The organism is Yersinia massiliensis CCUG 53443 (assembly GCF_000312485.1).
In the GTDB taxonomy this organism is placed as follows: Bacteria; Pseudomonadota; Gammaproteobacteria; order Enterobacterales; family Enterobacteriaceae; genus Yersinia; species Yersinia massiliensis.
Map to the genome: position 1 here is coordinate 1,703,705 of NZ_HE997643.1, position 25,058 is coordinate 1,728,762.

Below are 25,058 nucleotides of genomic sequence, written 5' to 3' on the forward strand. Positions count from 1 at the left end.
ACAGACCACGGAGTTCAGCATGGATCACTGTAATACCTCGGATTTAATCTCTCTGGAACAAGCACTGACTACAATGCTGTCGCAGGTCACCCCATTACAAGCAACAGAATTCATCCCGTTAACTGATGCTGCCGGACGTATCACTGCCAGTGCTATTACGTCCCCCATTGCTGTTCCCCCTTTCGCCAATTCGGCCATGGACGGTTATGCGGTGCGCAGTAATGAGCTTAGCAGTGGACTGCCTTTACCGGTGGCTGGTAAGTCTTTTGCCGGTGCCCCCTTTAATGATATTTGGCCTGCCAATACTTGTATTCGAATCATGACCGGAGCCCCGATCCCGACTGGCGCTGATGCTGTCATCATGCAAGAACAGGCTGTAGTCAGTGAACAGGGTGTCACATTTAATGGCAGCGTGCGTATCAGGCAAAACATCCGTTTTGCCGGAGAAGATATTCAACAAGGTGCAGCGGTGTTCCCTGCTGGCGTAAAACTCGGTGCGGCACAGCTTCCCTTGTTGGCATCCTTGGGGATTGCCGACGTGACTGTTTTTCGTGCGTTGAAAGTCGCTATTTTCTCAACCGGTGATGAATTACAGGCCATCGGTCAGCCATTGGGCGAAGGTCAGATTTACGATACTAACCGTTTTGCCGTGCGCTTAATGCTGCAACAACTGGGCTGCCAAATCATCGATCTGGGTGTTATCCCCGATGATCAACAAGCTTTGCGCACAGCCTTTGAGCAAGCGGATAGTGTGGCAGATCTCGTGATAAGTAGCGGCGGCGTCTCTGTTGGTGAAGCGGATTACACCAAACAAATGCTAGAGGAACTCGGCGATATCGGCTTCTGGAAATTAGCCATTAAACCCGGCAAACCTTTCGCTTTTGGTAAATTGGCCCACGCTTGGTTCTGTGGCTTACCCGGTAATCCAGTCTCTGCTGCCCTCACCTTCTATCAGCTCGTACAACCTCTGATTGCCAAGCTGTCGGGCCATTCTCAATGGCAACCACCGTTACGCCTCAAAGCCACGGCCATGACGAAATTGAAAAAATCCCCTGGCCGTTTGGATTTCCAACGTGGCATTTTCGCGTCCAACGCCAAAGGCGAGCTGGAAGTCCGCACCACCGGCCATCAAGGGTCCCATATTTTCAGCTCATTTAGCCAAGGCAATTGTTTCATCGTACTTGAGCGTGAACGCGGTTCGGTAGAGGTCGGTGAAACTGTTGAGATAGAGTTATTTAATGCGTTGCTAGGGGGCTAAATGTTGCCTGAACTTTCCGATGCACAGGCTCTGCGGTACAACCGGCAAATCGTCCTGCGGGGGTTTGATTTTGACGGGCAGGAAAAGCTTAACGCGGCGAAAGTATTGATCGTGGGCTTAGGCGGCCTTGGCTGCGCCGCCGCACAATATCTGGCCGTGGCGGGCGTGGGGCATCTCACCCTACTGGATTTTGATACGGTTTCTCTCTCTAACTTGCAACGGCAAATTTTGCACCGTGATAGTCGGATTGGGATGTCTAAAGTCACCTCTGCGGCGTTAGCATTGTCAGATTTGAATCCCCATCTGGCGCTAACCACCATCGATGCTCAGCTAGAGGATGAACAACTCGCCGCCACCATCACGGAACATAATCTCGTGCTGGATTGCACCGATAATGTTGTCAGCCGTGAGCAGTTGAACCGCTTGTGCTATGCACAACGCAAACCACTGGTATCAGGTGCTGCGATTCGCATGGAGGGGCAAGTCAGTGTCTTTACCTATCAGGAGAATCAACCCTGTTATCGCTGCCTTAGTCGGTTGTTTGGTGAAAATGCCCTGACCTGCGTCGAAGCTGGAGTAATGGCCCCGTTGGTTGGGATTATTGGTAATTTACAAGCAATGGAAGCCATCAAATTATTGGCTCATTATGGTCAGGTTATTTCAGGGCGAATATTGATGTATGACGCTATGACGGCAGAGTTTCGCAGTTTAAAACTGGCAAAAGACGCCCACTGCGAGGTTTGCAGTCATGTTTAAAAGGGCTTAAAAGGCTTGCAGCAAGGATTAGCCGAATTTGGGGCGAAAAAAAAGCTGATGCCATGCATCAGCTTTCTTATTTTGACACCATCAGATAATCAGGACTGAATACCTTGGCTACGCAGATAATCTTCGTAGTTACCGGTGAAGTCGATCACCTTAGTTGGGGTCATTTCAAGTACTCGGCTCGCCAATGAACTGACGAACTCACGGTCATGAGAAACGAAGATCAATGTCCCTTCGTACATTTCCAATGCCATGTTAAGAGCTTCAATGGATTCCATGTCCAAGTGGTTGGTTGGTTCATCCATGACCAAAATGTTAGGACGCTGCATCATCAGCTTACCAAACAACATCCGCCCTTTTTCACCACCCGACAAGACCTGAACTTTTTTCTTGATATCGTCTTGGCTAAACAGCAAACGACCCAACACACTGCGCACAGCCTGCTCGTCGTCTTTTTCTTGTTTCCACTGGCTCATCCAGTCGAAAACAGTCAGGTCAATTTCAAAATCACTGGCGTGATCCTGTGCGTAGTAACCCACTTTGCTGTTTTCAGACCATTTCACCGTACCAGAGTCTGCTTCGTAGTCCCCGACCAGCGTTTTCAGCAGTGTCGATTTACCGATACCGTTCGGCCCAAGAATCGCCACTTTCTCGCCAACTTCTAAGCGCAGATTCAGTTTTTTAAACAATGGGCCGTCTTCAAAACCTTTGGTCAGTAATTCCACTTCCAGCGCATTACGGAACAACTTTTTATCCTGATCAAAGCGGATAAACGGGTTCTGGCGGCTAGAAGCTTTAACTTCATCAAGCTGAATTTTATCAATTTGACGGGCGCGCGACGTGGCCTGTTTTGATTTAGAGGCGTTGGCGCTAAAGCGGCTAACGAAAGATTGTAGCTCAGAGATCTGGGCTTTTTTCTTCGCATTATCGGACAACAGACGCTCACGAGCTTGAGTCGCAGCCGTCATGTACTCATCATAGTTACCCGGATAAACACGCAATTCACCGTAATCCAAATCTGCCATGTGTGTGCACACCATATTCAGGAAGTGACGGTCATGGGAAATGATGATCATGGTGCTGCTACGTTCATTCAGAACTTGCTCCAACCAACGGATTGTATCGATATCCAAGTTGTTGGTCGGTTCGTCGAGTAACAAAATTTCCGGGTCTGAGAACAACGCCTGTGCCAGCAATACACGCAATTTAAAGCCAGGGGCGATTTCGCTCATCAAACCATAATGTTGCTCAACCGGAATACCCACACCGAGCAGCAATTCACCCGCACGGGCTTCTGCGCTGTAGCCATCCATCTCACCATAGGCAACTTCCAGATCAGCCACTTTGTAGCCGTCTTCTTCGCTCATCTCAGGCAAGCCGTAAATACGGTCACGCTCTTCTTTGACTTCCCACAACTCGCCGTGCCCCATAATAACGGTGTCCAGCACAGTGTTGTTTTCAAAGGCGAATTGATCCTGACGCAATTTACCCAAGCGCTCATTTGGATCAAGGAAGACGTTGCCACCACTTGGTGCCAAATCGCCACCAAGGATTTTCATGAATGTGGATTTACCACAACCATTTGCGCCAATCAGACCGTAGCGATTACCGCCGCCAAATTTGACTGAAATGTTTTCAAACAGCGGCTTGCTGCCGAATTGCATGGTGATATTGTTAGTACTTAGCACAGAGCTCGCTCTCGATTGTATTACTGAATAGGGATATTCAAGAATGATAGAAAATGTGATTCGGCGCGCATTATGCCACAAGATGGCAAGAGTATCGCCTCCAGTTTTGCACGAAATCTCAGCAGGGGCTTAAATCTGAAAATACACGAGGATAACAACCCTGTTCTGGGACGTTAAAAGGGGCGAAATCGCCCCTAGAGTCATCCTGATTAACGCCTAAGCTATCAGTGCTATACCTCAGCTACGCACTGTAATGCGCTGTATTTATCCAACAAGTAAGGCCGTAGATAACCCACGGTATTAGACATCGGTAACACTTCTTCGCTAAGACGAATATTCAGCACATTAGAAATATAATGCCGGCGATGCATTATTCGTTGCCACACCTCAGGATAATGCGCCGCAAGTTCTTGGCGTAGCGGCTCATCAGCGAGTGCAATACACTCTTCTGCACTTACCCCAGCGTAACCTTTCACCGAAGGAATAATGTCAATTTGGAATAACATGCCGCTGCTGATTTTCTCATTAGAGCCATGATAAATCGGCGAACATAGCCACTCTTCATCGGCGACTAAGTGGCCCGGATTTAAGGACCAATGATATTGCGATTGAGGGAATACCCTTTCAACCAATGCATACATCTCTTGGCCTGACATCCCAATGCGGATGTTTTCCAACCAAGCGACCACCGTGGTGTAATAAGGAATCGCCACTTTGTCGAGATAATCTCTTTCCGCCGCAGGCAATTCATCAGCTTGGTGAACAACATAACCCGTTCGGCTGCTCAAGCCGCCTTTAAACCCTGTGGTCAATGAGAGCTTATCGCCAAGTTGTACTGTTTTATCACTGGGATACAGATTCGCCTGTTCAAAACGGGGGCCGGTTGCGGCAATCATGACAACCGTATTCGGTTGACCTTCATCAGCCAGATAACTGCCAAGTTGTTTTTCCGTTTTACCCACTTCTACAGCTGCTAGCGCATTAAGAATACAATTCGATGCGAGATTTGCGCCATATTCATAGTGCGCCAATTCATTTGCATTATTGGTCACTCTGGCCGCAGTCTCACTCCCTATAAATAGCGCCGTGGCATTAATGACCTCTGTGGTGGATGAAACAGATTGTTTTATGGCATCTAGCACAAAATGGGGAATATCAAATAACTGGCTATTATCATCCAGCTTACTGGTGAAGAGTTTCCACCCCGCTACCCCGACCTTTGTCGATTGTTGAATACCCGTTTCTGCCAACAATTCAGCCAAGGTTTTACTGTTTCCCATCGGCTGATTCGGCAGTGAAAAATAGGGGACATGTATCCCCGTATTTTTCACTCGCGCATATTGCGATAATTTTAAGTTTTCATTACCCAGCAACAGATAAATTTCACCTGTAGCCTGTAACACCATCGCTGCTTCTTCAAAACGAGGAATAAACCCCGCTAAATATTCAAAATTGCCGCCATGTTCTTTATCGGCATACACAAATAAATAGTCGATGCCTGCTTGGGACATATTGTTAATGAGTTTGGCTTGGCGAGCAGCAATAGTGCTATCGCTAATGGCGACCTTAGATACGGCTTCAAATCGTGCGGGTGCCTCAATCGGGGCCAGCTTGACTTGGCGCTTAGCCACTGATTTATTCATAGCCACGTTCTTATCCATAACAATCACGACCCCCATTATTTAATTTAAGTGTGTGCATCCCGTTATTTCTATTAGGTTATTTCTATTGAGTTATAACCATTTAGCATCACGGGTAAAGGAGATAGTTAACCAGCGATGGGGACCTGAATCACCAATTGCATGGGAGATCTCATCACGTATCTTGTCAAAATAAAGAACCCCGTTGTTTTCCATTTCAGGTGGAATAACAACATGAATTTCAACAAATAAGCCTCGACCAATGCGAGTAGCGTAATGCGAGTAATCAACAAATTGATATTTTTCCATTAGCCTATCCATCAAATTTTCCATGGAGGTATCTAACGTATCTGGCGTCATTTGCAATACTTCACGCACAGCAGAAATGACCGTTTTTATTGGAACTGGTATCAATATCAGTGTTAACAGAGCTAATACGCTAGGGTCAGTATAGACAATCAAATGCTCATAGCGCGTGCCTTCCATGCTCCAAGAAAGCAAAAATGCCACCAATAAAGCAGAACTAATACAGGCTGACATCAACCAGCTTTTGGTATCTAGTGCAATAAGTTCAGACTTAACACGTTTATTTAAGCGGCGCTGTTTTAAAAATACTGTAAAACAGAAAATACTGACGACCAGAGCATAAACAATTGCCCAGCCAAGTTCTAATTCACGACCGCCATCGATAATACCTTTGATAGCATTAACAAATGCATACAAACAGAGAAAAGCCAATAAACTGCCATTAAATGCCAGAACCAGCGGTTCAACATGCCAAAAGCCATATTGGAAGCGGCGGCTATTCGGTTGACCTAACAATCGCGAAACCAACAAGGATAAACTGCACATGCCCGCATCTAACGCGGAGAACATGCCATCAAAGATGATCGACATCGAACCACAAACAATACCGAAAACGATCCCCATGGTGGCGATAAATAAAGTGAAAAAAATCGATCGCCGTAAAATCTGCTGTTCAAGCTTGGTGTCATGTAGCATAAGTGGAGCCGCTGCACTCTGTGTCGTCATGATTACACCCTATTATTTTGGTTATCATTGTGTGTTTCTAATGCAAGCAACTGTTTTTATTACAACCTATTATTTGTTATTTAATATTCGGCTTCAGATAGAAATCACAACAAGGCGTGTGAGACTCAATCAGCGTTAAAAGTAGTTTGTCATATTATTCAATTTTTACCAGTAAATTGCGCTTTTACCGTCAATAGGAATGCTTGTTAATCTATTGTTTTTACTTGTTTTAAGTTTTACCACTTATGTTATGGGATATTTTATATCGCTAACTTACCGCTTTATAGCATTAATACATGTTTTATTTTCATCTTTATCCTAAAGCCATCCACCAGCAAAATTTTATACTGATACTTCATAACAGACTTTATTTATTCTCATAACAAACGAGTGAGATTAGAAAAAAGAATCGACATCGTAAATGAGTAGAAGTTGTTATTCGTCAAGAATGCATTTTCTACAGAACGATATTATCCAGTGTTTGGGTAATACCTGTTTAGGGGGGAATATGGCGGCTAAGCTTAATATCTTATTAGTGCATGGCGCGTGGGCTGATGGTTCACAATGGCGACATATTATCCCCGCGTTACATGCGATGGGTCACCGAGTTATTGCTACCCAAAATCCACTGACATCACTCGCGGATGATGTAGAACGTACAATCAAACTCACGACTGCGCTATATGGTCCTACCCTACTAGTGGGTCATGCATATGGTGGTATGGTCATTACTCAGGTCGGGCACCTGCAAAATGTGGTCGGTATGGTGTATCTTGCCGCGTTCGCACCGGATGCAGGTGAAAGTCTATCAAGCCTTTCTGGCGCATTCCGTCCATCCCCCATTGGTGCACCATACATTCGCCCAGATGATAATGGCTTTTTGTGGATCGATACCGATAAATTCCACGAGAATATGTGCCAAGACATCGATGAAAATGAAGCATTAGTGTTGGCGTTATCGCAAAAACCATTAGCGGCACGGGCTTATACGGATAGATCAGCCCAACCAGCTTGGCGAGTGAAGCCTTGTTGGTATCAAATTTCAATGGAAGACAGAATGTTGCCTGCTGAAACACAACGTGGGTTTGCCGAGCGAATTCAGGCCCAAAAAGTGATTGAGTTACCTGCCAGTCATATCTCGCCTCTATCGCATCCACAGCAGATCATTGCCTTGATTGCCGATGCCGCAAACACGGTCAAATAATCAGCGCGGTTACCCCTCAACTCAATGAAGTTGCGGCAGAGCTCAAAGCCCTTACAAGGTTCTCTTACCCACAAACGAAAAAAATCCGCCCGAGAGCGGATTTTATGCAATTCAGTCATTCATCATTAAAGATGAATGCTGATCATCCTAAGTAAAACTTAGAAAGTGTAACCTACGCCAGCAACCCAAGTACCGATGTCAACATTGCGGATACGGCTCTGCTCGTAAGAGACGTCCAAAGCAACGTTTTGCATGGGGTTAAACTGCATACCTGCGCCATAGGTGAAGCCGTAATCGCTGGTGCTGTTTTTGTCTGAGTTAGCTGTTGGGAAGTTCTGGGTGAAGCGGCCATAACCCACACCGACTAAGCCATAAACGCTTGCCCAATCGTTGATACGGTATGCAGGACCTGCGGTGATCGCGTTGTACTGCGCTTTGTTGTAAACAGATGCGCTGTCACCAAAGCTGCTTTTCTCAGTGTGAGTGAAAGAAGTGATGTAGCCCAGTTGGGAATCGCTCCACTCGTAACGGTATTTCAGGTTGAAGCCTGAAGATTTGTTCGCAACACCTTGGTAATCGCTCTGGGCATAACCACCAGAAACGGTGCTTTGACCTGCAAATGCTGAACCTGCAGTCACTGCTAATACACAAGCTGCTACCGCTGAAAGACATGTCATTTTATTCATAACCACCTCGAAAGACGCAAAATATAGATGAAACAAAAACACCATGAAATTATAACAATAAACAGTTTGAAACTCTGCCTACTAATGATTGTCTAATCATTTATTTGGTGTAACAAAGAATTTCAAGTATCTTCTATCTCACTAATACGCTTACGATTTCCGGCTATCCTACACCTTATTGTGATACCCATCACTAAAATCCATTCCAGACTATTCTTAATTTTCAAGCTCAAATAAGCATCAGAAATAGCGTTAAAAAACAGCGTCACGAGAGAAATCCTCTGGTTTTTTATTTTTGATAGCAGTTTGGCGATTTTTAAACACTCCCCTGACATTTCATTTACACTGGCAAAGACGAAAACCTAATACTTATTCTTGAGGCTCAAAAGGATGTCTTTGTCTCCCCCATCCAAACATTCAATTCCGTTAGTCCCTATTTTGCTGTTGATAGTCGCCATGATCTCCATCCAAAGTGGTGCATCATTGGCAAAAAGCTTGTTCCCGCTGGTTGGCGCACAGGGGATAACCTCTTTGCGACTGGGTATCGGTACGCTCATTCTGTTTGTCATTTTTAAGCCTTGGCGGATGAAATTTGAAGCGGGTAGCCGTTTGCCTCTGCTTATCTATGGGGTAACGCTCGGTGGAATGAACTTTCTCTTTTACCTGTCGCTGAAAACGGTGCCGCTAGGCATTGCTGTTGCGTTGGAGTTCACAGGCCCACTGGCCTTGGCAATGCTGTCATCCCGCCGCCCTGTCGACTTTATTTGGGTCGGGTTAGCCGTTCTAGGGCTGTGGTTCCTACTGCCATTGGGGCATAACATTGGCACCATCGATTTATTCGGCGCGGTTTGTGCATTGGGTGCAGGTGTCTGCTGGGCGCTTTATATCGTTTCTGGGCAAAAAGCCGGTGGTGACCACGGGCCGGGAACAGTTGCGGTTGGCTCACTGATTGCCGCCCTGGTGTTCTGCCCGATTGGGGTGGCTTATAACGGTATGGCGCTGTTCTCCCCCGCTATATTACCGGTCGCTCTGGCTGTCGCGATTTTGTCGACGGCCTTGCCCTATTCACTTGAAATGGTGGCATTAACCAATCTGCCTACGCGGACATTCGGCACATTAATGAGTCTAGAGCCTGCATTGGCAGCAATCTCGGGATTAGTGTTTTTGAATGAGCATTTAACGTTGATTCAATGGCTGGCATTGGCGTCAATCATTTGCGCCTCTATCGGTGCAACCTTGACCATCAGACCTAAGCCAAAGCTTGATAGCATTACTTAAAATGGGAGCATTGAGTGGAAATTAGAGCGGCAACACCGGCAGACTTTACTGAGATATGGCCACTATTTCAGGCTGTCGTCAGTGGCGGCGATACCTATGTGTTCAGCCCTGATACGCCCAAGCAAGATGCTTATGATTACTGGTTTGGTGCGGGTGTACGTTGTTTTGTCGCCGTGCACCAACAACGTATTGTGGGCATGTATAAACTCATCAATAACCAGCGTGACCTTGGCGCTCATGTGGCTAATGCTTCCTTTATGGTGGATGGGCAAGCGCGAGGTTTGGGGATTGGTAAAGCACTCGGCCTGCATTGCATTGAGCAGGCCACCGCATTGGGCTACCGAGCCATGCAGTTTAACTTTGTGGTCAGCACCAATACGCTGGCGGTGGCGTTATGGCAAAAGCTCGGTTTCAAGATCATCGCCACGCTACCTGCCGCGTTTAATCACCGCCAATTAGGTTATGTCGATGCTTACGTCATGCATCGGGTATTGGTACCAAGTACGGACTAACGCCTCTATTTAGGGCCGCTAGCTCAACTAACGTCCGATGATCCCGCTCAAAACAGAATATTTTGATTGAATTTATTGCACGCCAGCCCAGCTATTTCGCGGGTTGGCGTTTTTTATCATTATTTTTCGTTTTCTGTGCATCCAAAACCGCAGGTTGGTTCGTATAGGTAGATGTGAGGCAAGACTTCACCTCAACTAGCCCAAAAGGAATACATTATGAAAACGCTTATTCGTACCGCTATCTGTGCTTCCTTGGTATTCAGCAGTGTTTCTATGGCCGCGATGATGTCCGAAACCGTCATGGTCGGTGGCGCATCCATGTTCCCAAGCAAAAACATTATTGAGAATGCGGTGAATTCAAAAGATCACACCACATTAGTGGCAGCCGTCAAAGCTGCGGGGTTGGTTGATACCCTACAAGGTCCAGGGCCCTTTACCGTGTTCGCGCCCACCGATGCCGCCTTCGCAAAATTGCCCGCCGGTACGGTTGAAAGTTTGGTCAAACCAGAAAATAAAGCCATGCTCACCCAGATCCTGACCTATCACGTCGTCCCGGGTAAGTACGATATGAAACAGCTAGAAAGTAAAATCAAAGCCGGTGGCGGAACTGCGGAACTGAAAACTGTTAACGGTCAATCACTCTGGATTATGAATAATGGCCCGCACAATATTCAGTTGAAAGATGGTAAAGGAAACGTCGCCAACATCAGCACCTATGATGTACAACAGAAAAATGGTGTGATCGATGTGATCGATACTGTCCTGATGCCTAAATAAATCCCGTCTATACTGGGTGCAGTGTCTTACTGCACCTGACGGATTTTTTAGGGATTGGCGCATGAATGAATGTTCTTTGGAACAACAAGTCGGACTGATCGAGGCTATTGCTAAAGGCGATCAGTCCGCGTTTGAACAGCTTTACCGTCTAACCTCCCCCCGATTATTCGCCGTTGCTGTGCGAATGCTACGTAGCCACGCCCGTGCAGAAGAAGTTTTACATGACAGCTTTCTCACTGTCTGGAATCGGGCTGATAATTACAACGCGCAACTCAGTGCGCCACTGACTTGGTTGACACACATTGTTCGTAATCGAGCAATAGATTTGATGCGCGGCAGCGATAATCGCTTGCAAGCACTCGATGACGATGAAACCGAAATGCTGACTGACAACAGGCTAACGCCGTTGGCGCAATTGCAGCAAGACAGCGAGGCAAAACAACTGGCAGACTGTTTAACACATCTCCCTGCGGATCAACGCCAAAGTATTATGCTGGCCTATTATCAAGGGCTTTCTCATGGGGAAATATCGGTTCATTTACAACAACCCCTTGGTACGATAAAAAGCTGGATTCGTCGTGCACTGGACCACCTAAAGGACTGTGTAGGCTTATGAAAAACAGACGTGAATATGACTCAGCATTAGCCGCAGAGTATGCACTCGGCACCCTGCGCGGATTGGCCCGAATGCGTTTTGAACGCAGGGTTCGCCGTGATCCTCGGCTGGCGGCAGATGTTGCCAGCTGGCAGAGCTTGTTCACTCAACTCGATAATCGGTTGGCCCCCTTGGCCCCACCAGAACGTGTCTGGAAACGCTTAGTGTTGGAATTACCGCCGATTAACGTGCGCCATATCAATCGTCATCGTTGGCTGTATGCAGGTTGGGCGATAGCCGCTTGTTTAGCGGCTGTTTTAATCGTGCCACGTCTATTGGTAGAACCGCCAAGCGCCATCCCAGTTGCGGTGCTGTCCAATAGCCAGCAAAGTAGCCAATGGGTTGTTAGCCTAGAAAAATCAACCCGTAACTTGACCCTAACACCACTGAATCCCATTGAGGTCAGTAACGCTAATAGCCTCGAATTATGGCGCATTCCTGACGGTAAAAAGCCGCAATCTCTTGGGCTACTCAATGCCAGTGGCCCCACCCAATTGCAGTTAGCTGAAAATCAACTCGATGGTCATTCGCTGCTAGCCATTAGCCTTGAACCGCACGGCGGCTCTCCAACGGGACAGCCAACAGGATCAGTGCTATTTAGCGGCCCAATACAGAATTTGTAATAGGCTACAGAATTTGTAACAGGCTAATGTTATTGGGTGCGGTCGCGGTGTAAGCCGCGCCATCCCGTTGTATTTCTGAGTTTTTGCCTCGGAGGCCCTGCATGAAAGACTGGAATCCTGACTTATATCGTCAATTTGAAGCAGAACGTACTCGCCCTGCTCAGGATCTGTTAGCTCAGATTGATCTCGCCGCACCACGTTACATTAGTGACTTAGGATGCGGGCCAGGCAACTCCACCGAATTGCTTTATCAGCGCTTTCCTGACGCTCAACTGGTTGGGGTTGATAACTCGGCCACCATGTTAGCCAGTGCGCAAAAACGCCTCCCTGATTGCCACTTTATTGAGGCAGATATTTGCCAATGGCAGCCTTCTGAACCACAGGATATTATCTACGCCAATGCTTCATTGCAGTGGCTGACAGATCATTCACAACTGTTTCCGCATTTGCTTTCTCAACTCGCGCCCAACGGCGTACTGGCTGTTCAGATGCCGGATAACTTGGATGAACCCAGTCATCGCGCCATGCGAAAAGTCGCAGAAAATGGGCCCTGGCAGCAGACCTTGCAAGAGGCTGGGGCGGTACGGGCAAAAGTACTCAGCGCGACTCAATACTATGATTTGTTAGCGCCTCATGGGGAACGGGTGAATATATGGCGCACGACCTACTATCATCCGATGGCCTCCGCCCAAGCGATTGTTGACTGGTTACGTGCTACCGGCTTACGCCCATTTTTGGATCCACTTCCAGAAGCGATGCAAGTGGATTTCCTGCAAGATTATCTGTCCATCATTGATGCTGCCTATCCAGCCCTCATCGATGGCCAGCGCTTGCTGGCATTTCCACGCTTATTTATCATCGCTCACGCCCGAGCATAATCCCGCAATATATACCGGCCAATAAATAGGGTCGGTATATCGCATTGATAAAACAACAAATAAATAGTCCTGCGTAAGAACTATTTATTTGTTATTCATTTTTATTAAAAACTGACTTTCAACCTAATCAATTTATACGTTAACAATATTTCAACCTTTGGTTTCCGTGAAATATCTACTTAGGTATCTTGCCAACAGCTAAAATAAAAAATAGATATAAATCACAGCGATAGTCATTATCAATTAGCCATAACATTCAATTGAAATTATTTTATATACGAAACATAAAATTACACTTCAAAACACTTTTAACCTTCAGCTATTTAATTGATAGGCAATATCTAAACTGCAAAATTAAATATCTTTGTTATACTTATTGCGGTGAAGAAATTGGTAATCAACTCAATAAAGGGATACCTATTATGAGTACAGCAAAACTGGTCAAAGCAAAATCTTCCGAACTTATCTATACACGTAATGATGTTGATGAACATGCAAAAGCACTGACGATTAAGCTCTTAAACCAATTGGTTATTCAGTTTATCGATCTGTCGCTGATCACCAAACAGGCTCACTGGAATATGCGCGGCGGTAATTTTATCGCAGTCCATGAAATGCTTGATGGCTTCCGCACCGCCATTAACGACCACTTGGATACCTTTGCAGAGCGCGCGGTACAATTAGGTGGCGTAGCACTGGGTACTGCACAGTTGGTGACGGATAAAACACCACTGAAAAGCTACCCCACGAATATCCATAGTGTACAAGAACACCTCAAAGAGTTGGCCGACCGTTACGGCGTCGTCGCTAACTTTATTCGCAAAGCGATTACAGAAGTTGACGATGAAGCCAGCGCAGATATGTTCACTGCTGCTTCTCGCGATTTGGATAAATTCTTGTGGTTCCTCGAAGCCAATATTGAGTAATCGTCGTATTTGATTAAATGCACCTGCAATTTAAATAATAACGTCAGAGAGGGTCGGTCAAACGGCCCTCTGAACGGAGGTTATATGGCAAGTGGATGGGCCGGAGACGGCGCAGTACAAGATCAAATTGACTCGACCCTTGAAGACGCAGTGCAACGTGCCAGACAGGCACTCGGCAAAGGTAAGAGTGAAAATTATTGTCTCGAATGCGGGCAAGAAATCCCCGAAGCGCGCCGTAACGCATTGGCGGGTGTTAAGTATTGTCTCGCCTGCCAAACCGAATTAGATAAGCATCAAGCCAACCATGCTGGCTATAACCGCCGCGGCAGTAAAGATAGTCAACTCAGATAACCCCCGCAGTCCACATCCCTACCCTGCACTTTTTTCATGCAAAAACTCGATGCAGTTAACAATATTGTTACATTGATGTTGTTTATCGATTGTTTATTCTTGATTGCAGAGTTAATAATAAGTAAATATATAGCCCATTGCACCATAATGAGATTATCGCACCATTTTGGTGGGCCAGCATGGTGCAATCAACGCTAACTAATTAGTTTCAGGCTAAGTACTTAGGGTAAAAGCCATATTTTTAAATAACTTGCATTTCTGGCACGATCTTTTCATATTGCTCCCTGAAATATAAAAATGGATCTCTTTGCCCCAAGTAATTGGTGTTGCAGTTTAACTGCAGCGTCGATGCAAAAGGTACGTCCACAAAAGCACAAAGGAACTCCCACTTATGAAGTCACTTGTCAAAGTTTCATTGGCCGCACTTGCGCTGGCCTTTGCCGTTAGCTCCCACGCCGCAGAAAAAGAATTGATTGTTGCTACAGACACCGCTTTCGTCCCATTTGAATTCAAACAAGGGGATAAATACGTAGGTTTTGATATCGATTTATGGGATGCCATCGCGAAAAAACTAGATCTGAAATATACCCTGAAACCGATGGATTTCAGTGGCATCATTCCTGCGTTGCAAACCAAAAACGTTGATCTGGCACTGGCGGGTATCACTATCACCGATGAACGTAAAAAAGCGGTCGATTTCTCTGACGGCTATTACAACAGTGGCCTGTTGGTCATGGTGAAAGCAGACAACAACGACATCAAAAGCGAAGCTGACCTGAAAGACAAAGTGGTCGCCGTTAAAAGCGGTACTGGCTCTGTCGATTACGCTAAAGCCAACATCAAAACCAAAGACCTGCGTCAATTCCCGAATATCGATAACGCCTATTTGGAGTTAGGCACTGGCCGTGCTGATGCTGTTTTGCATGATACGCCAAACATCCTGTACTTCATCAAAACTGCCGGTAATGGCCAGTTCAAAGCAGTGGGTGATTCTATCAAAGCACAACAGTACGGTGTTGCTTTCCCACAAGGCAGCGAACTGCGTGACAAAGTTAACGTAGCTCTGAAATCTCTGAAAGAAGACGGCACTTACGCTGCAATTTATAAAAAATGGTTCGGCGTAGAACCTAAGTAATTCATTTTTGCCGTTTTTAGACCAGGAGAATATCCATGCAGTTTGAATGGAGCGCTATTTGGCCCGCCATCCCAATCCTGCTTGAAGGCGCCAAGTTAACCCTATGGATTTCGGTCCTAGGGTTGCTTGGCGGCCTGATAATTGGGGTTATAGCCGGTTTTGCCCGTGCCTATGGTGGTTGGTTAAGCCGGAATATCGCATTAGTCTTTATTGAGCTGATCCGTGGTACGCCGATTGTGGTACAGGTGATGTTTATCTACTTCGCCTTGCCGATGATGATGCCTGTGCGCATCGATCCTTTCTCAGCCGCCGTTGTGACGATCATCATTAACTCAGGCGCTTATATCGCGGAAATCACCCGCGGTGCCGTGCTGTCAATCCACAACGGGTTCCGTGAAGCCGGTCTGGCGCTGGGGTTATCCAAACGTGACACCTTACGTTATGTGATTGCCCCGCTCGCCTTGCGCCGCATGCTGCCACCATTAGGTAACCAGTGGATTGTCAGTATCAAAGATACCTCACTGTTTATCGTGATTGGTGTGGCAGAACTGACTCGTCAGGGTCAGGAAATTATCGCCGGTAACTTCCGCGCCATGGAAATATGGAGTGCGGTCGCGGTGATCTACCTGATAATCACCTTGGCTCTGAGCTTTGTTCTGCGCCGGTTAGAAAGAAAGCTGAAAATAATATGATTGAATTTAAAAACGTCTCCAAACACTTTGGCAAAACCCAGGTGCTCCATGACATCAATCTGAACATCACCAAGGGAGAAGTGGTGGTGATTATTGGTCCTTCCGGCTCAGGTAAATCGACTCTGCTGCGTTGTATCAATAAGCTGGAAGTCATTACCAGTGGGCAATTAATCGTCGATGGTCTGGATGTGAATGACCCTAAAGTTGACGAACGTCTCATTCGCCAAGAAGCGGGAATGGTGTTCCAGCAATTTTATCTGTTCCCACATCTTACTGCGCTGGAAAACGTGGCTTTTGGCCCTATCCGCGTTCGTGGGGCGTCTAAAGATGCTGCCAATAAGCTCGCGATGGAGTTATTGACCAAAGTTGGCCTAGCCGATCGCGCTCATCATTTCCCAGCAGAATTATCCGGTGGTCAACAGCAACGTGTGGCGATCGCCCGCGCGCTGGCCGTTAAACCAAAACTAATGCTGTTTGATGAGCCAACCTCTGCGCTGGACCCTGAATTACGCCATGAAGTATTGACCGTAATGAAAGATCTGGCCGAAGAAGGCATGACCATGGTTATCGTCACCCACGAAGTGGGCTTTGCCCAAAAAGTGGCATCGCGCCTGATCTTTATCGATAAAGGCCGAGTGGCGCAAGATGGTGAGCCAGATAGTTTAATCACTAACCCGCCAAGTGAACGTTTACGGGAATTCTTGCAACACGTTTCCTAATACGCGGTTTAACGTTAGCCTAAAACAAAACGGGCGGGTATCTTAGATCCCCGCCCGTTTTTTATGCAGAATAGCTTACAGAGGTGTTTGCTGATTTTTAACCTGAGCAAAGGCTGTCATCAGTTTCACCACATCCTGCATACCAATGTTGACCTGATTGATCACCTCACCCGCATCTTGTGTCAGTGTCACCCCGCCACCCGCTTGCTCAACACAGGTTCCCATCCCTTTGATAGCCGCCATTACGCCGTGCTGAATGGTCTTCGTCATCTGCTCTATCTCGGTCGCCGCCTTACGTGAATGCTCTGCCAGCAAGCGCACCTCGCTGGCGACGACAGAAAAGCCCTTTCCATGCTCACCCGCATGAGCCGCTTCAATCGAGGCATTGATGGCCAGTAGATTCGTTTGTGAAGAGATTTTACGGATAGCTTCGACAATCGTACCGATCTCTTGCGAGCATCGACCTAAATCGCTGACCACATCTGACGTTTCACGCGCTATTGACTCGACTTCTTGCATGCCACGAACGGCTTGCTGAACAATCTCAGCGCCTTGCGAGGCAGAACGGTCCGTCGAGAGTGAGAGGTGGTGTACATTACGGATCAGGTTTTCTTCATGCTCTTGTTGCAACATCAGTTGTGTAATGTCCTGAGCAATTTTCACCACTTTAAACACCTGCCCTTCATTATCCATAATCGGGTTATAACTGGCCTCCAGCCAGACACGTTGGCCGCGACTGTTTACACGTTCAAAGCGCCCAATAATAAATTCACCGCGCGCCAGACGTTGCCAATGCTGATAATAATCATCCGAGTGGGCAAATTCAGGCGTACATAACATCTGATGGGATTTATGCTGAATATCTGAGAGTGAATAACCAATAACACGCAGCAGATTATCGTTTGCCTCTAAAATAATCCCTTGTGGGGAGAACGTAATCATCCCCATCGAACGGTTAAGCGCCTCCAATAAACTTTGGTGCTCTTGAGATTGCAGTATTCGTTCAGTTACGTCATGGGCAATTTTAATTATTTCGACGACGCGCCCTTGGCTATCTAATACCGGTGTATACGTCCCCTGCAACCAAATAATGCTGCCGTCTTTACGTATCCGCTTAATATTATCGGTGATGGGACGCCCCTCATTGAGCAATTTCCAATGGCGGCGATAAGCGTCACTGAGTACATATTGTGGATCACAAAATAATTTATGATGCTTGCCGATCACCTCATTTTGTTGATAACCCATTGCCTGTAAAAAGAGTGTATTAGCGTGTTTCACCGTGCCATCTGGCTTAAAGATTATCATTGGAACAGCATTATCAATCGATGCTAGCTCTGCCCGTGGAGACGCATGAGATGAGCTGAAGTTGAACAACATAAGTTGAGTCCTTCTGGTGAATGATTGAGCAGCAAATGAATCATGTGCCTTTCAACGTGCATGCACGGTAAAACCCAGAGAATCGATTAGGCTTCTCTTGAGATTTTATTCTTCACCCTGGACGATGAGGTCATTGAACTGATGAGTTCTAAACACGACAAAAAATCAAAATAATACTTTTCATTGCTGGCTATATTGCCAAGCTAAGAATTATCTTAATCAGCTTAGACTATAGAAATGAGATTTGCAGGTTGCTCGGTAATGTCTAATGAAAACCGAGGGAAATAGGTTTATCGCAGTATTTAACAGTTGAATAGCTTAAATACTGCGAAGTAAGAAGCGAGAAGATAACGGGAAGGTCATTCCTTACGGCTTCAAATCCTGAGGGGTCGATGACCAGCGTTCCGCTTTCCAACGCGCTTGCTCTTCCGGCGTCAAGAAAGTCCATGCCACAAACCGGCTGACTTTCTGGCCTTGCGCCATGTCGATGGTACGTACCTCTACAGCCTTGGCGTAACGCAATGCATGGTAGATAGCCGGTAATGTCGTTTTCTTAGAAACTAATGAGGTAAACCAAAAACAACTTTTTGCTTTGGTTGCGCTTTCGGCCACCATGCGGCTGACAAACCCTTCTTCGCCCCCTTCACACCACAGCTCACTATTTTTTCCGCCAAAATTTTGCACCGGTTTAGTGGCAACTTCACCTTTCCCTAACTTGTGCAGTTTACGGCGTGTGGTTGCTGCCGCTTCTTCTGCCGAGCCGTGGAACGGCGGGTTACACAGCGTGGCATCGTAACGCTCATTCACTGCCAAAATCCCGTCGAAAATAGCCTGTGGATCTTTTTGCTGCTTTAACCGCAGGGTATTTCTCAGCGTCGGGTTCATGGATACCACCATTTTTGCCGCGCTCAAGGCTTGCGGGTCAATGTCAGTACCGGTGAAACGCCAGCCGTATTCACGCTGACCAATGATTGGATAAATACAATTCGCGCCGACACCAATATCCAGTAACGCAATACTTTTCCCTTCTGGGATAACCCCATCATTGCAACTGGCCAATAAATCGGCCAAATGATGAATATAATCAGCACGACCGGGGATCGGTGGGCAGAGAAAATCAGCGGGAATATCCCAATATTCAATGCCGTAGAAATGTTTCAGTAATGCCCGATTCAGCATTTTTACCGCCGAGGGGTCAGCAAAGTCGACAGAAATATCACCATAGGCATTTGGTGCCAAAAAAGGGATTAATTCTGGGCAACTCACTGAAAGCGCATCAAAATCATAACGCGAGCGATGACGGTTTCGGGGATGCAATCCGCTTTTTTCTTTGGGAAATATTTTTTTGTTTTCCATCGTACAGACTCTCTGATAGGCATTTTCTGGCGCGTAAGATAGCATAAATTCATGTTAAACAGGTCAGCCAAGTACGAGATGGCTCATGAGCAGTTCATTTTTTAGCCCGCTAATTCGTCACCCAATTTATTTATGGCAATGATGCCAGTTGAATAATGACATTCTGTCCTTATGTCACTTTTATGCAGCGTAGGAATATATGCATACTGAAAACGATTATTACTATGAACCTGCAACCGGTCATGGCTTGGCGCATGATCCGCTGAAATCTATTATCAGCCCACGCCCTATCGGTTGGATCTCCTCCGTCAGCAGTAGCGGCCAACGTAACCTTGCACCTTATAGCTTCTTTAACTGCTTCAGCGATCGGCCACCGATTATTGGTTTTTCTAGCAGTGGTTGGAAGGATAGTGTCGCTAATATCGCCGAAACGGGTGAGTTTGCATGGAATCTGGCGACCCATGAATTGGCCGCTGCGATGAATAACAGCTCAGCCTCTCTACCTGCGGACCAAGATGAATTTCAGTTTGCCGGATTGACGCCTAAGCGAGGGCGGCGAGTTAATGTCGATTATGTGGCCGAAAGCCCGGTTAATTTTGAATGTAAACTGACGCAATGTATCCAGCTAAAAAATGCTGATGGGGCATTGATTGATAACTGGCTGGTACTTGGGGAAGTTATCGCCGTCCATATTCATCGCGACCTCATCAATGCTGAGGGGATTTATCAAACAACCGCCGCACAGCCCATTTTGCGCGGTGGTGGTCCTAGCACTTATTACCAAATCTCAGATGATTTAAGCTTTGATTTATTCAGGCCCGCTCATGTCAATCCTCGCCGGGATTAATTCAAATATTTTGAATGTATTACTCAATGTTATCCGGTTTTAAAAATTCAACAAGGGCGTAACATAGCTTCTATCGAAAGGGAACGCCCTTTCAACCTTAAAACCGAATAGGAATACATCATGAAAAGCATCAAAAATTTCGTTGCAGTTATCGCCCTGTCTACTTTATCTTTTGGTAGCTTCGCCGCTGAATATGTAAGCAGCCAAGATGCGGCTAAATTAGAACAAGCTGGCGTTATCACCGTCAGTGGTGCCACTGACCTGAGTAGCCTGAAAGCGAAACTAGCAGAGAAAGCAGATGCGGCTGGCGCTAAGTCTTTCACCATTACTTCAGTAACAGGTAATAACTTGATGCACGGTTCTGCGGTTATTTATAACTAATCAGCACCTCATTGCTAGGTTATAAAGCGATTTATTCTTCCCGACAAAGCCCATCAGCCAAACTGATGGGCTTTGTTTTGATCATCAAACACTAATGTTAACGCTAATGTAAAAGCGCATTTATTGCTCGGGCAAAAGCACGGCACATTGCCTCATCCCCTTGCTGATTATCAGCCAAGAGCTGGTCACCATCCACGACCCGTATGCTAACGTTTAAATCAAAATCAGCCGCCGGTTGCTCTCGCGCGGCAGCTTCTACCATCGTTTTCTGCGCATCATGCCACGCTTCTGCCACCGTTTGGTTGCAGACCGCAGCCAAATAATCGGGGTTGAACCCTTCGCCTGTCAGGCTACGTAGTGTTTCATCATGGCTAACACTGTTGCCAGGCCGCCAATAATGTTCAGCAAGATCCGGTCCGATAGCCGGATTATCCGTGAGATAACCATCTCGTTGCAGGAAGAATGCTCGAGTTTGCTCGACGGCCATCAGCGCCAGTAAATAGCCTTGGTATGAGCACGCTGACTCCATCGATAACAAGTGAGGAATAGCCAATGTTGGCCGCGGGCTCCCCGTGATACCGAGGATCTTCAACTCGATGTCTCTGGCCAATTGAGTAATGGCCTGTGGCGTGCGCTGTGCATCATCCCACTGGTAAAGTTGCCACTCAAAATAGGGCACTAGCAAGATATGTCGCTCATTAAAAGCCCGCATTGGTTGACGCGCCTGAATGCTCTCTTGAATCAGCGTATCGGGCAGGGATTCACCTTTGCTATTTTTCGCGTAGCGCTTGAGCCAATCGGCATCATCTAGCAGGCTATCGCAAAACATGGATTGAGTTTCAGCATACGCCATCGATGTCGGCGGGAATTCTTGCGAGAAACAGGGCGCATTTTGCACGATATTGGAGAAGTGAGCTGCATGCCCGCCTTCATGGAATAAGGTGTTTAGCCCCGACGCACCACTGCCGACCTGATCCGGTTTTGCCAAACTGGTAAAGTTGATCCGAGCGGGCCGCCATTTTCCTTGATCAACAAAGGGTGGCACGGGTCCATGCATAAAACCATTCTCATACTTGCCCTGCCGAACCAGCAGGTCGAGATTCATCTGCGCGCCACGAAAGTCGATATGCAACCGCTTAAAGCTATTGACCCAGCGATCGAGTGATTCCGCAAAGGGGAAATAAGGATCGAGTTGGCGGGTAACATCCCCCGCGCTGGCAAAACGGATATTCCAAGGCTCCAGCGCTGCTGAACCTTTTTGCGCGGCGAGTTGCTGCAAACTGCGCTGATTCGCCTCTCTGGTTTGCGCTTCAAAGCGGTCCAAAATCGCGAAAAGCTGTTCTGGCGTCATACGTTCGGTTTGATTGACTTTGTAGTCAAAATAATTGCGATAGCCCATTTGGCGTGCAAATCGGTTACGTAAATTAATCAACTCTGGCAAGCCGTTATGCAGCAACCATTGCTCCAGTTCACGCAAAGCAAGCTGCGAGCTATGGCGGTACTTCTCGTTTTCATTGGTGCCTTGGTTCGTCAACAACTCCCCCAATGAGGCGGGAACACGCTCACCTGTTGCATCTAAATGGGTCAACGTAAAAGCCATGCGTTGCTGATACAGTGACGACTCAGCGGCAATAATCTCATCAAGCAAGGCTTGCGCCTTGGGATCTTCAATGGCATTGCATTCAAAAAAGCGATACCACCCCTGTAACCCATGCAGCAATGCATCACGCTCTGCGGTCACAGGCTGACTTTCAAGACCGGCCACCAGATCACGGAGTTCTTTTAACCGGCGACTTTGCGAAGTAAAACGCTTATAAGCCGTTTGCGCCGCTGAAAATTGCTGCGCAATATCGTCACCGCCCAGCCCCATATAGTTCTGCCAGAAAAGATCTTCTTTGGTCTGATGGACGGCCAGATAATCCCGATTCAGCTCGGTAAAGTAACTCAAAGCCTGTTGCATAACATTCCTTCTCCGCAAGATGAAATGAAGAAAATCAACGGATTCTCTTCAACCTAGCACCATGAGACCAATCAATAAGTAACGACAAAAGTGACACTATTTGGGTCTGCTGTAGCGTTAATCTGTTGTAGCAGCTTTACTCTGTCGTAGCCTTAATTTGTCGTAGCCTTAATTTGTTGTAGCCCTAATCTGCTCTAGCGCCTGTTCGATGGAATCAGCACGCCCAACGGCGACTAAACAACAGGCGAGCTGTTTTTCGATGGCATCAGGAATAGGGATTTCACCTGCCAAGCAACGCTCAATCCAACCTGCCGTTATTGTGGCTTCTTTCGAAGTAGGCAGTTCCGGCGCTGCTGGCTCTGGCTGGCGATCATGTAAAATTTGCTGCTCGCCAGCATTGATGTAATGAATCGGTGGACAGCGCAATGGGTTAGCATAAACCTCCCCTTCAGTACCTTGCTGCAACAGTGCTGGCGCATTAATCGCTTGGAAGAATCCCCCGACTTTTTGCATATATTCTGGGTGAGAAACACTGGCAAGTCGCAGCGCTTTATCTTGAGTAAAGGGAGTGGCCAGTTTTGCCAATGTATGGCTGCTATTTCTGACCCCCATACGCCAACGCAACTGTAATTGATTATCCAATGGCGCGGAAAGTGCGGACACGGGAATAAACACCGGTAATCCGTTATCCAGTCTTTGTTGCGCCTCGTCGGCGGTGAGTGACCATGGGATATTGAGCTGCTGGAAAATCTCAGCGCTGGTCACTCGGCTGCTGTCTTGCGTCACACCGTGTACCACGACCGGCAGACCCATCCGTGAGAGTAACAATGCCAGTAATGGCGTGAGATTAGCCTGTTTACGCGCGCCGTTATAACTGGGGATCACCACCGGTAATGAGCGGCCAGCAGGCGCGCGCAGTGGCATCACTTGCTCTTGCATCGCCTGATAGAAGCCTAAAATCTCCTGCTCAGACTCACCTTTGATGCGAAAGGCGATTAAGATGCCCCCTAACTCGAGCGCCGGTACTTGCTCAGCCAGCATCGCCTTGTACAACTCATACGCCGTCGGCTGATCCAAATCACGGGCATGGTTCTTACCGCGCCCAATCTCTTTAATAATCTTGCTGTAATCCATGGTGCGCCGCTTCCCCTGTCATCGTGTTGGTTATCATCAGGCTAAATATTGCTGAAACTTTATCACTGATAGTAATTGATATACCCGAAATTGTTGCGTTAGATGAAATGTTGTCACCTAGGGAGGGGCTAAGAGGAGAATGCAGTTAACAGAGGAATACTTTGGACAATAGAATATGGTTATCAAGGTTAGATAATACGAAGTCAGTCATCATCATTAATAGCGATTCGAAGCCAGAATAGGCGCTTGGGCGTGAACGGGCCATGAAACAGGCTGCTGAGATACAACCTCGTTGCAGCCTGTCGATGATGGTCGTTATTTTGTCTCTTCTGGTGGACTAAACAGCACGCGGTAGATTGCTCCACCTAAAGCCCCACCCACCAAAGGCGCCAGCCAGAACACCCACAATTGTTGCAATGCAATACCTCCGGAAAAAATAGCCACACCGGTACTCCGTGCAGGATTTACCGAGGTATTATCCACTGGGATACTGATTAAATGAATCAGCGTGAGACATAAACCGATGGCCAGAGGTGCTGCCGCAGCATGAGAACGGCTATCTGTTGCCCCCATCACCACCATCACAAACCCCATGGTTAACACGACCTCAGCCACCAATACGGCTTGTAAGCTATAGCCGCCTGGCGAACGAACACCGAAACCATTAGTGGCGAATCCAGCACTCACATCAAAGCCCGCTTTACCGCTAGCAATCATGTACAAAATGGCCGCCCCCACCAAGCCACCCAGCACCTGCGCCACAATATAGGGCACAAGTTGCGCCCCTGAAAAGCGGCCACCGACCCATAAACCCAGCGATATCGCCGGATTAAAATGTGCGCCGGAGATATGCCCTAATGCATAAGCCATCGTGACCACCGTCAGGCCAAATGCCAATGCCACGCCAAGAAAGCCAATCCCCGCCACAGGGAACATAGCGGCTAATACTGCACTGCCACAACCGCCGAGTACCAACCAGAAAGTGCCAATAAACTCTGCCATTAGCTGTTTCATTCTGCCTCACCCCTACCCGATAAATAGGTTGATAATCGCTAGCGTCTTCACTCACTCATCACCAGCAATTTACACCGACGGTACGATCAGGCTCGACTTGTTAGGGTCAGCTCCCCAGCGGCTGATTAAATTTTAGTCACAATTAATCATATTCGGATATATTTCAGCTT

25 protein-coding genes are annotated in these 25,058 nt (G+C 47.1%); 16 read left to right on the forward strand and 9 right to left on the reverse strand.

The annotated features are described in order from the left end of the window. The first annotated feature begins 19 nt into the window (after positions 1-19). A complete protein-coding gene (gene moeA / locus BN68_RS07710) occupies positions 20-1,258 on the forward strand; it encodes a molybdopterin molybdotransferase MoeA (RefSeq protein WP_019210588.1) in 1,239 nt (412 codons plus the stop codon). Next, positions 1,259-2,014 carry a molybdopterin-synthase adenylyltransferase MoeB gene (moeB, locus tag BN68_RS07715; RefSeq protein WP_019210589.1) on the forward strand — a complete coding sequence of 252 codons (756 nt, stop codon included), beginning with the start codon at positions 1,259-1,261 and terminating at the stop codon, positions 2,012-2,014. It begins immediately after the preceding gene. A 98-nt stretch (positions 2,015-2,112) separates the two neighbouring features. Here moeB and BN68_RS07720 read toward each other — a convergent pair whose 3' ends face one another. From BN68_RS07720 to BN68_RS07730, 3 genes are all read right to left on the reverse strand, one after another. Continuing rightward, the gene (locus BN68_RS07720; RefSeq protein WP_071822395.1) at positions 2,113-3,708 is read right to left on the reverse strand and encodes an ABC-F family ATPase; all 1,596 of its coding nucleotides are present in this window, start codon (positions 3,706-3,708) and stop codon (positions 2,113-2,115) included. A 230-nt stretch (positions 3,709-3,938) separates the two neighbouring features. Continuing rightward, positions 3,939-5,351: a M24 family metallopeptidase gene (locus BN68_RS07725; protein ID WP_042806559.1), complete on the reverse strand. Its 1,413-nt coding sequence runs from the start codon at positions 5,349-5,351 to the stop codon at positions 3,939-3,941. 90 nt (positions 5,352-5,441) lie between these two features. Continuing rightward, a complete protein-coding gene (locus BN68_RS07730; protein ID WP_019210592.1) occupies positions 5,442-6,380 on the reverse strand; it encodes a cation diffusion facilitator family transporter in 939 nt (312 codons plus the stop codon). 508 nt (positions 6,381-6,888) lie between these two features. Here BN68_RS07730 and BN68_RS07735 point away from each other — a divergent pair. Then, positions 6,889-7,584, forward strand: coding sequence for an alpha/beta fold hydrolase (locus BN68_RS07735; RefSeq protein WP_019210593.1), 696 nt, complete (start codon positions 6,889-6,891; stop codon positions 7,582-7,584). A gap of 158 nt (positions 7,585-7,742) precedes the next feature. Here BN68_RS07735 and ompX read toward each other — a convergent pair whose 3' ends face one another. Then, the gene (ompX, locus tag BN68_RS07740) at positions 7,743-8,270 is read right to left on the reverse strand and encodes an outer membrane protein OmpX (protein ID WP_042806560.1); all 528 of its coding nucleotides are present in this window, start codon (positions 8,268-8,270) and stop codon (positions 7,743-7,745) included. 390 nt (positions 8,271-8,660) lie between these two features. Between ompX and rhtA the strand changes: the two genes are divergently transcribed. The 11 genes from rhtA to glnQ all read left to right on the forward strand — a co-directional run bounded on the left by rhtA (position 8,661) and on the right by glnQ (position 16,816). Beyond that, positions 8,661-9,548 (forward strand): threonine/homoserine exporter RhtA, encoded by an 888-nt coding sequence (gene rhtA, locus BN68_RS07750; RefSeq protein WP_019210596.1) that lies wholly within the window; start codon positions 8,661-8,663, stop codon positions 9,546-9,548. 14 nt (positions 9,549-9,562) lie between these two features. Beyond that, entirely contained in the window at positions 9,563-10,060 is a 498-nt protein-coding gene (locus BN68_RS07755; RefSeq protein ID WP_019210597.1) for a GNAT family N-acetyltransferase, read from the forward strand. A 216-nt stretch (positions 10,061-10,276) separates the two neighbouring features. Next, positions 10,277-10,837 (forward strand): fasciclin domain-containing protein, encoded by a 561-nt coding sequence (locus tag BN68_RS07760; protein WP_019210598.1) that lies wholly within the window; start codon positions 10,277-10,279, stop codon positions 10,835-10,837. Between the two features lie 61 nt (positions 10,838-10,898). Further along, positions 10,899-11,453 (forward strand): RNA polymerase sigma factor, encoded by a 555-nt coding sequence (locus tag BN68_RS07765; protein ID WP_019210599.1) that lies wholly within the window; start codon positions 10,899-10,901, stop codon positions 11,451-11,453. Beyond that, positions 11,450-12,115 carry an anti-sigma factor gene (locus tag BN68_RS07770; RefSeq protein WP_019210600.1) on the forward strand — a complete coding sequence of 222 codons (666 nt, stop codon included), beginning with the start codon at positions 11,450-11,452 and terminating at the stop codon, positions 12,113-12,115. Before BN68_RS07765 ends, BN68_RS07770 begins: the two co-directional genes overlap by 4 nt. 101 nt (positions 12,116-12,216) lie before the next feature. Next, a complete protein-coding gene (gene tam / locus BN68_RS07775; protein ID WP_019210602.1) occupies positions 12,217-12,993 on the forward strand; it encodes a trans-aconitate 2-methyltransferase in 777 nt (258 codons plus the stop codon). A 422-nt stretch (positions 12,994-13,415) separates the two neighbouring features. Continuing rightward, positions 13,416-13,919, forward strand: coding sequence for a DNA starvation/stationary phase protection protein Dps (dps, locus tag BN68_RS07780; protein ID WP_042806428.1), 504 nt, complete (start codon positions 13,416-13,418; stop codon positions 13,917-13,919). Between the two features lie 84 nt (positions 13,920-14,003). After that, positions 14,004-14,270 (forward strand): DksA/TraR family C4-type zinc finger protein, encoded by a 267-nt coding sequence (locus BN68_RS07785; protein WP_019210604.1) that lies wholly within the window; start codon positions 14,004-14,006, stop codon positions 14,268-14,270. A 391-nt stretch (positions 14,271-14,661) separates the two neighbouring features. Next, positions 14,662-15,405 carry a glutamine ABC transporter substrate-binding protein GlnH gene (gene glnH, locus BN68_RS07790; RefSeq protein WP_019210605.1) on the forward strand — a complete coding sequence of 248 codons (744 nt, stop codon included), beginning with the start codon at positions 14,662-14,664 and terminating at the stop codon, positions 15,403-15,405. Positions 15,406-15,440: 35 nt separating this feature from the next. After that, positions 15,441-16,097, forward strand: coding sequence for a glutamine ABC transporter permease GlnP (gene glnP / locus BN68_RS07795; RefSeq protein WP_004709093.1), 657 nt, complete (start codon positions 15,441-15,443; stop codon positions 16,095-16,097). Further along, positions 16,094-16,816, forward strand: coding sequence for a glutamine ABC transporter ATP-binding protein GlnQ (glnQ, locus tag BN68_RS07800; RefSeq protein ID WP_019210606.1), 723 nt, complete (start codon positions 16,094-16,096; stop codon positions 16,814-16,816). Before glnP ends, glnQ begins: the two co-directional genes overlap by 4 nt. A gap of 75 nt (positions 16,817-16,891) precedes the next feature. Here glnQ and BN68_RS07805 read toward each other — a convergent pair whose 3' ends face one another. Together BN68_RS07805 and rlmF are read right to left on the reverse strand one after the other, a co-directional pair. After that, positions 16,892-18,196: a methyl-accepting chemotaxis protein gene (locus BN68_RS07805; protein WP_019210607.1), complete on the reverse strand. Its 1,305-nt coding sequence runs from the start codon at positions 18,194-18,196 to the stop codon at positions 16,892-16,894. Between the two features lie 366 nt (positions 18,197-18,562). After that, a complete protein-coding gene (gene rlmF / locus BN68_RS07810; RefSeq protein WP_186375660.1) occupies positions 18,563-19,552 on the reverse strand; it encodes a 23S rRNA (adenine(1618)-N(6))-methyltransferase RlmF in 990 nt (329 codons plus the stop codon). 199 nt (positions 19,553-19,751) lie between these two features. On the opposite strand from rlmF, the gene BN68_RS07815 reads away from it, so the two are divergent. Then, on the forward strand, positions 19,752-20,399 hold the full coding sequence (locus BN68_RS07815; RefSeq protein WP_019210609.1) for a flavin reductase family protein: 648 nt from the start codon (positions 19,752-19,754) through the stop codon (positions 20,397-20,399). 120 nt (positions 20,400-20,519) lie between these two features. After that, on the forward strand, positions 20,520-20,780 hold the full coding sequence (gene bhsA, locus BN68_RS07820) for a multiple stress resistance protein BhsA (RefSeq protein ID WP_019210610.1): 261 nt from the start codon (positions 20,520-20,522) through the stop codon (positions 20,778-20,780). A 103-nt stretch (positions 20,781-20,883) separates the two neighbouring features. On the opposite strand, the gene BN68_RS07825 is transcribed toward bhsA, so the two are convergent. The 3 genes from BN68_RS07825 to aqpZ form a co-directional block, all read right to left on the reverse strand. Then, the gene (locus tag BN68_RS07825) at positions 20,884-22,740 is read right to left on the reverse strand and encodes a M3 family metallopeptidase (protein WP_019210611.1); all 1,857 of its coding nucleotides are present in this window, start codon (positions 22,738-22,740) and stop codon (positions 20,884-20,886) included. A 168-nt stretch (positions 22,741-22,908) separates the two neighbouring features. Next, positions 22,909-23,874, reverse strand: coding sequence for a DNA-binding protein YbiB (gene ybiB, locus BN68_RS07830; protein ID WP_019210612.1), 966 nt, complete (start codon positions 23,872-23,874; stop codon positions 22,909-22,911). Between the two features lie 315 nt (positions 23,875-24,189). After that, positions 24,190-24,888, reverse strand: a complete 699-nt coding sequence (aqpZ, locus tag BN68_RS07835) for an aquaporin Z (RefSeq protein WP_019210613.1) — start codon at positions 24,886-24,888, stop codon at positions 24,190-24,192. Between the last annotated feature and the right edge of the window lie 170 nt (positions 24,889-25,058).

Coding starts and splice junctions, on each gene's coding strand:
- moeA (WP_019210588.1), top strand. CDS start 20: ATGGATCACTGTAATACCTCGGATTTAATCTCTCTGGAACAAGCACTG.
- bhsA (WP_019210610.1), top strand. CDS start 20,520: ATGAAAAGCATCAAAAATTTCGTTGCAGTTATCGCCCTGTCTACTTTA.
- rlmF (WP_186375660.1), bottom strand. CDS start 19,552: ATGGAAAACAAAAAAATATTTCCCAAAGAAAAAAGCGGATTGCATCCC.
- dps (WP_042806428.1), top strand. CDS start 13,416: ATGAGTACAGCAAAACTGGTCAAAGCAAAATCTTCCGAACTTATCTAT.
- glnP (WP_004709093.1), top strand. CDS start 15,441: ATGCAGTTTGAATGGAGCGCTATTTGGCCCGCCATCCCAATCCTGCTT.
- BN68_RS07825 (WP_019210611.1), bottom strand. CDS start 22,740: ATGCAACAGGCTTTGAGTTACTTTACCGAGCTGAATCGGGATTATCTG.
- BN68_RS07725 (WP_042806559.1), bottom strand. CDS start 5,351: ATGAATAAATCAGTGGCTAAGCGCCAAGTCAAGCTGGCCCCGATTGAG.
- BN68_RS07815 (WP_019210609.1), top strand. CDS start 19,752: ATGCATACTGAAAACGATTATTACTATGAACCTGCAACCGGTCATGGC.
- aqpZ (WP_019210613.1), bottom strand. CDS start 24,888: ATGAAACAGCTAATGGCAGAGTTTATTGGCACTTTCTGGTTGGTACTC.
- rhtA (WP_019210596.1), top strand. CDS start 8,661: ATGTCTTTGTCTCCCCCATCCAAACATTCAATTCCGTTAGTCCCTATT.
- glnQ (WP_019210606.1), top strand. CDS start 16,094: ATGATTGAATTTAAAAACGTCTCCAAACACTTTGGCAAAACCCAGGTG.
- BN68_RS07785 (WP_019210604.1), top strand. CDS start 14,004: ATGGCAAGTGGATGGGCCGGAGACGGCGCAGTACAAGATCAAATTGAC.
- BN68_RS07765 (WP_019210599.1), top strand. CDS start 10,899: ATGAATGAATGTTCTTTGGAACAACAAGTCGGACTGATCGAGGCTATT.
- moeB (WP_019210589.1), top strand. CDS start 1,259: ATGTTGCCTGAACTTTCCGATGCACAGGCTCTGCGGTACAACCGGCAA.
- BN68_RS07770 (WP_019210600.1), top strand. CDS start 11,450: ATGAAAAACAGACGTGAATATGACTCAGCATTAGCCGCAGAGTATGCA.
- tam (WP_019210602.1), top strand. CDS start 12,217: ATGAAAGACTGGAATCCTGACTTATATCGTCAATTTGAAGCAGAACGT.
- ybiB (WP_019210612.1), bottom strand. CDS start 23,874: ATGGATTACAGCAAGATTATTAAAGAGATTGGGCGCGGTAAGAACCAT.
- BN68_RS07805 (WP_019210607.1), bottom strand. CDS start 18,196: ATGTTGTTCAACTTCAGCTCATCTCATGCGTCTCCACGGGCAGAGCTA.
- ompX (WP_042806560.1), bottom strand. CDS start 8,270: ATGAATAAAATGACATGTCTTTCAGCGGTAGCAGCTTGTGTATTAGCA.
- BN68_RS07730 (WP_019210592.1), bottom strand. CDS start 6,380: ATGACGACACAGAGTGCAGCGGCTCCACTTATGCTACATGACACCAAG.
- glnH (WP_019210605.1), top strand. CDS start 14,662: ATGAAGTCACTTGTCAAAGTTTCATTGGCCGCACTTGCGCTGGCCTTT.
- BN68_RS07735 (WP_019210593.1), top strand. CDS start 6,889: ATGGCGGCTAAGCTTAATATCTTATTAGTGCATGGCGCGTGGGCTGAT.
- BN68_RS07760 (WP_019210598.1), top strand. CDS start 10,277: ATGAAAACGCTTATTCGTACCGCTATCTGTGCTTCCTTGGTATTCAGC.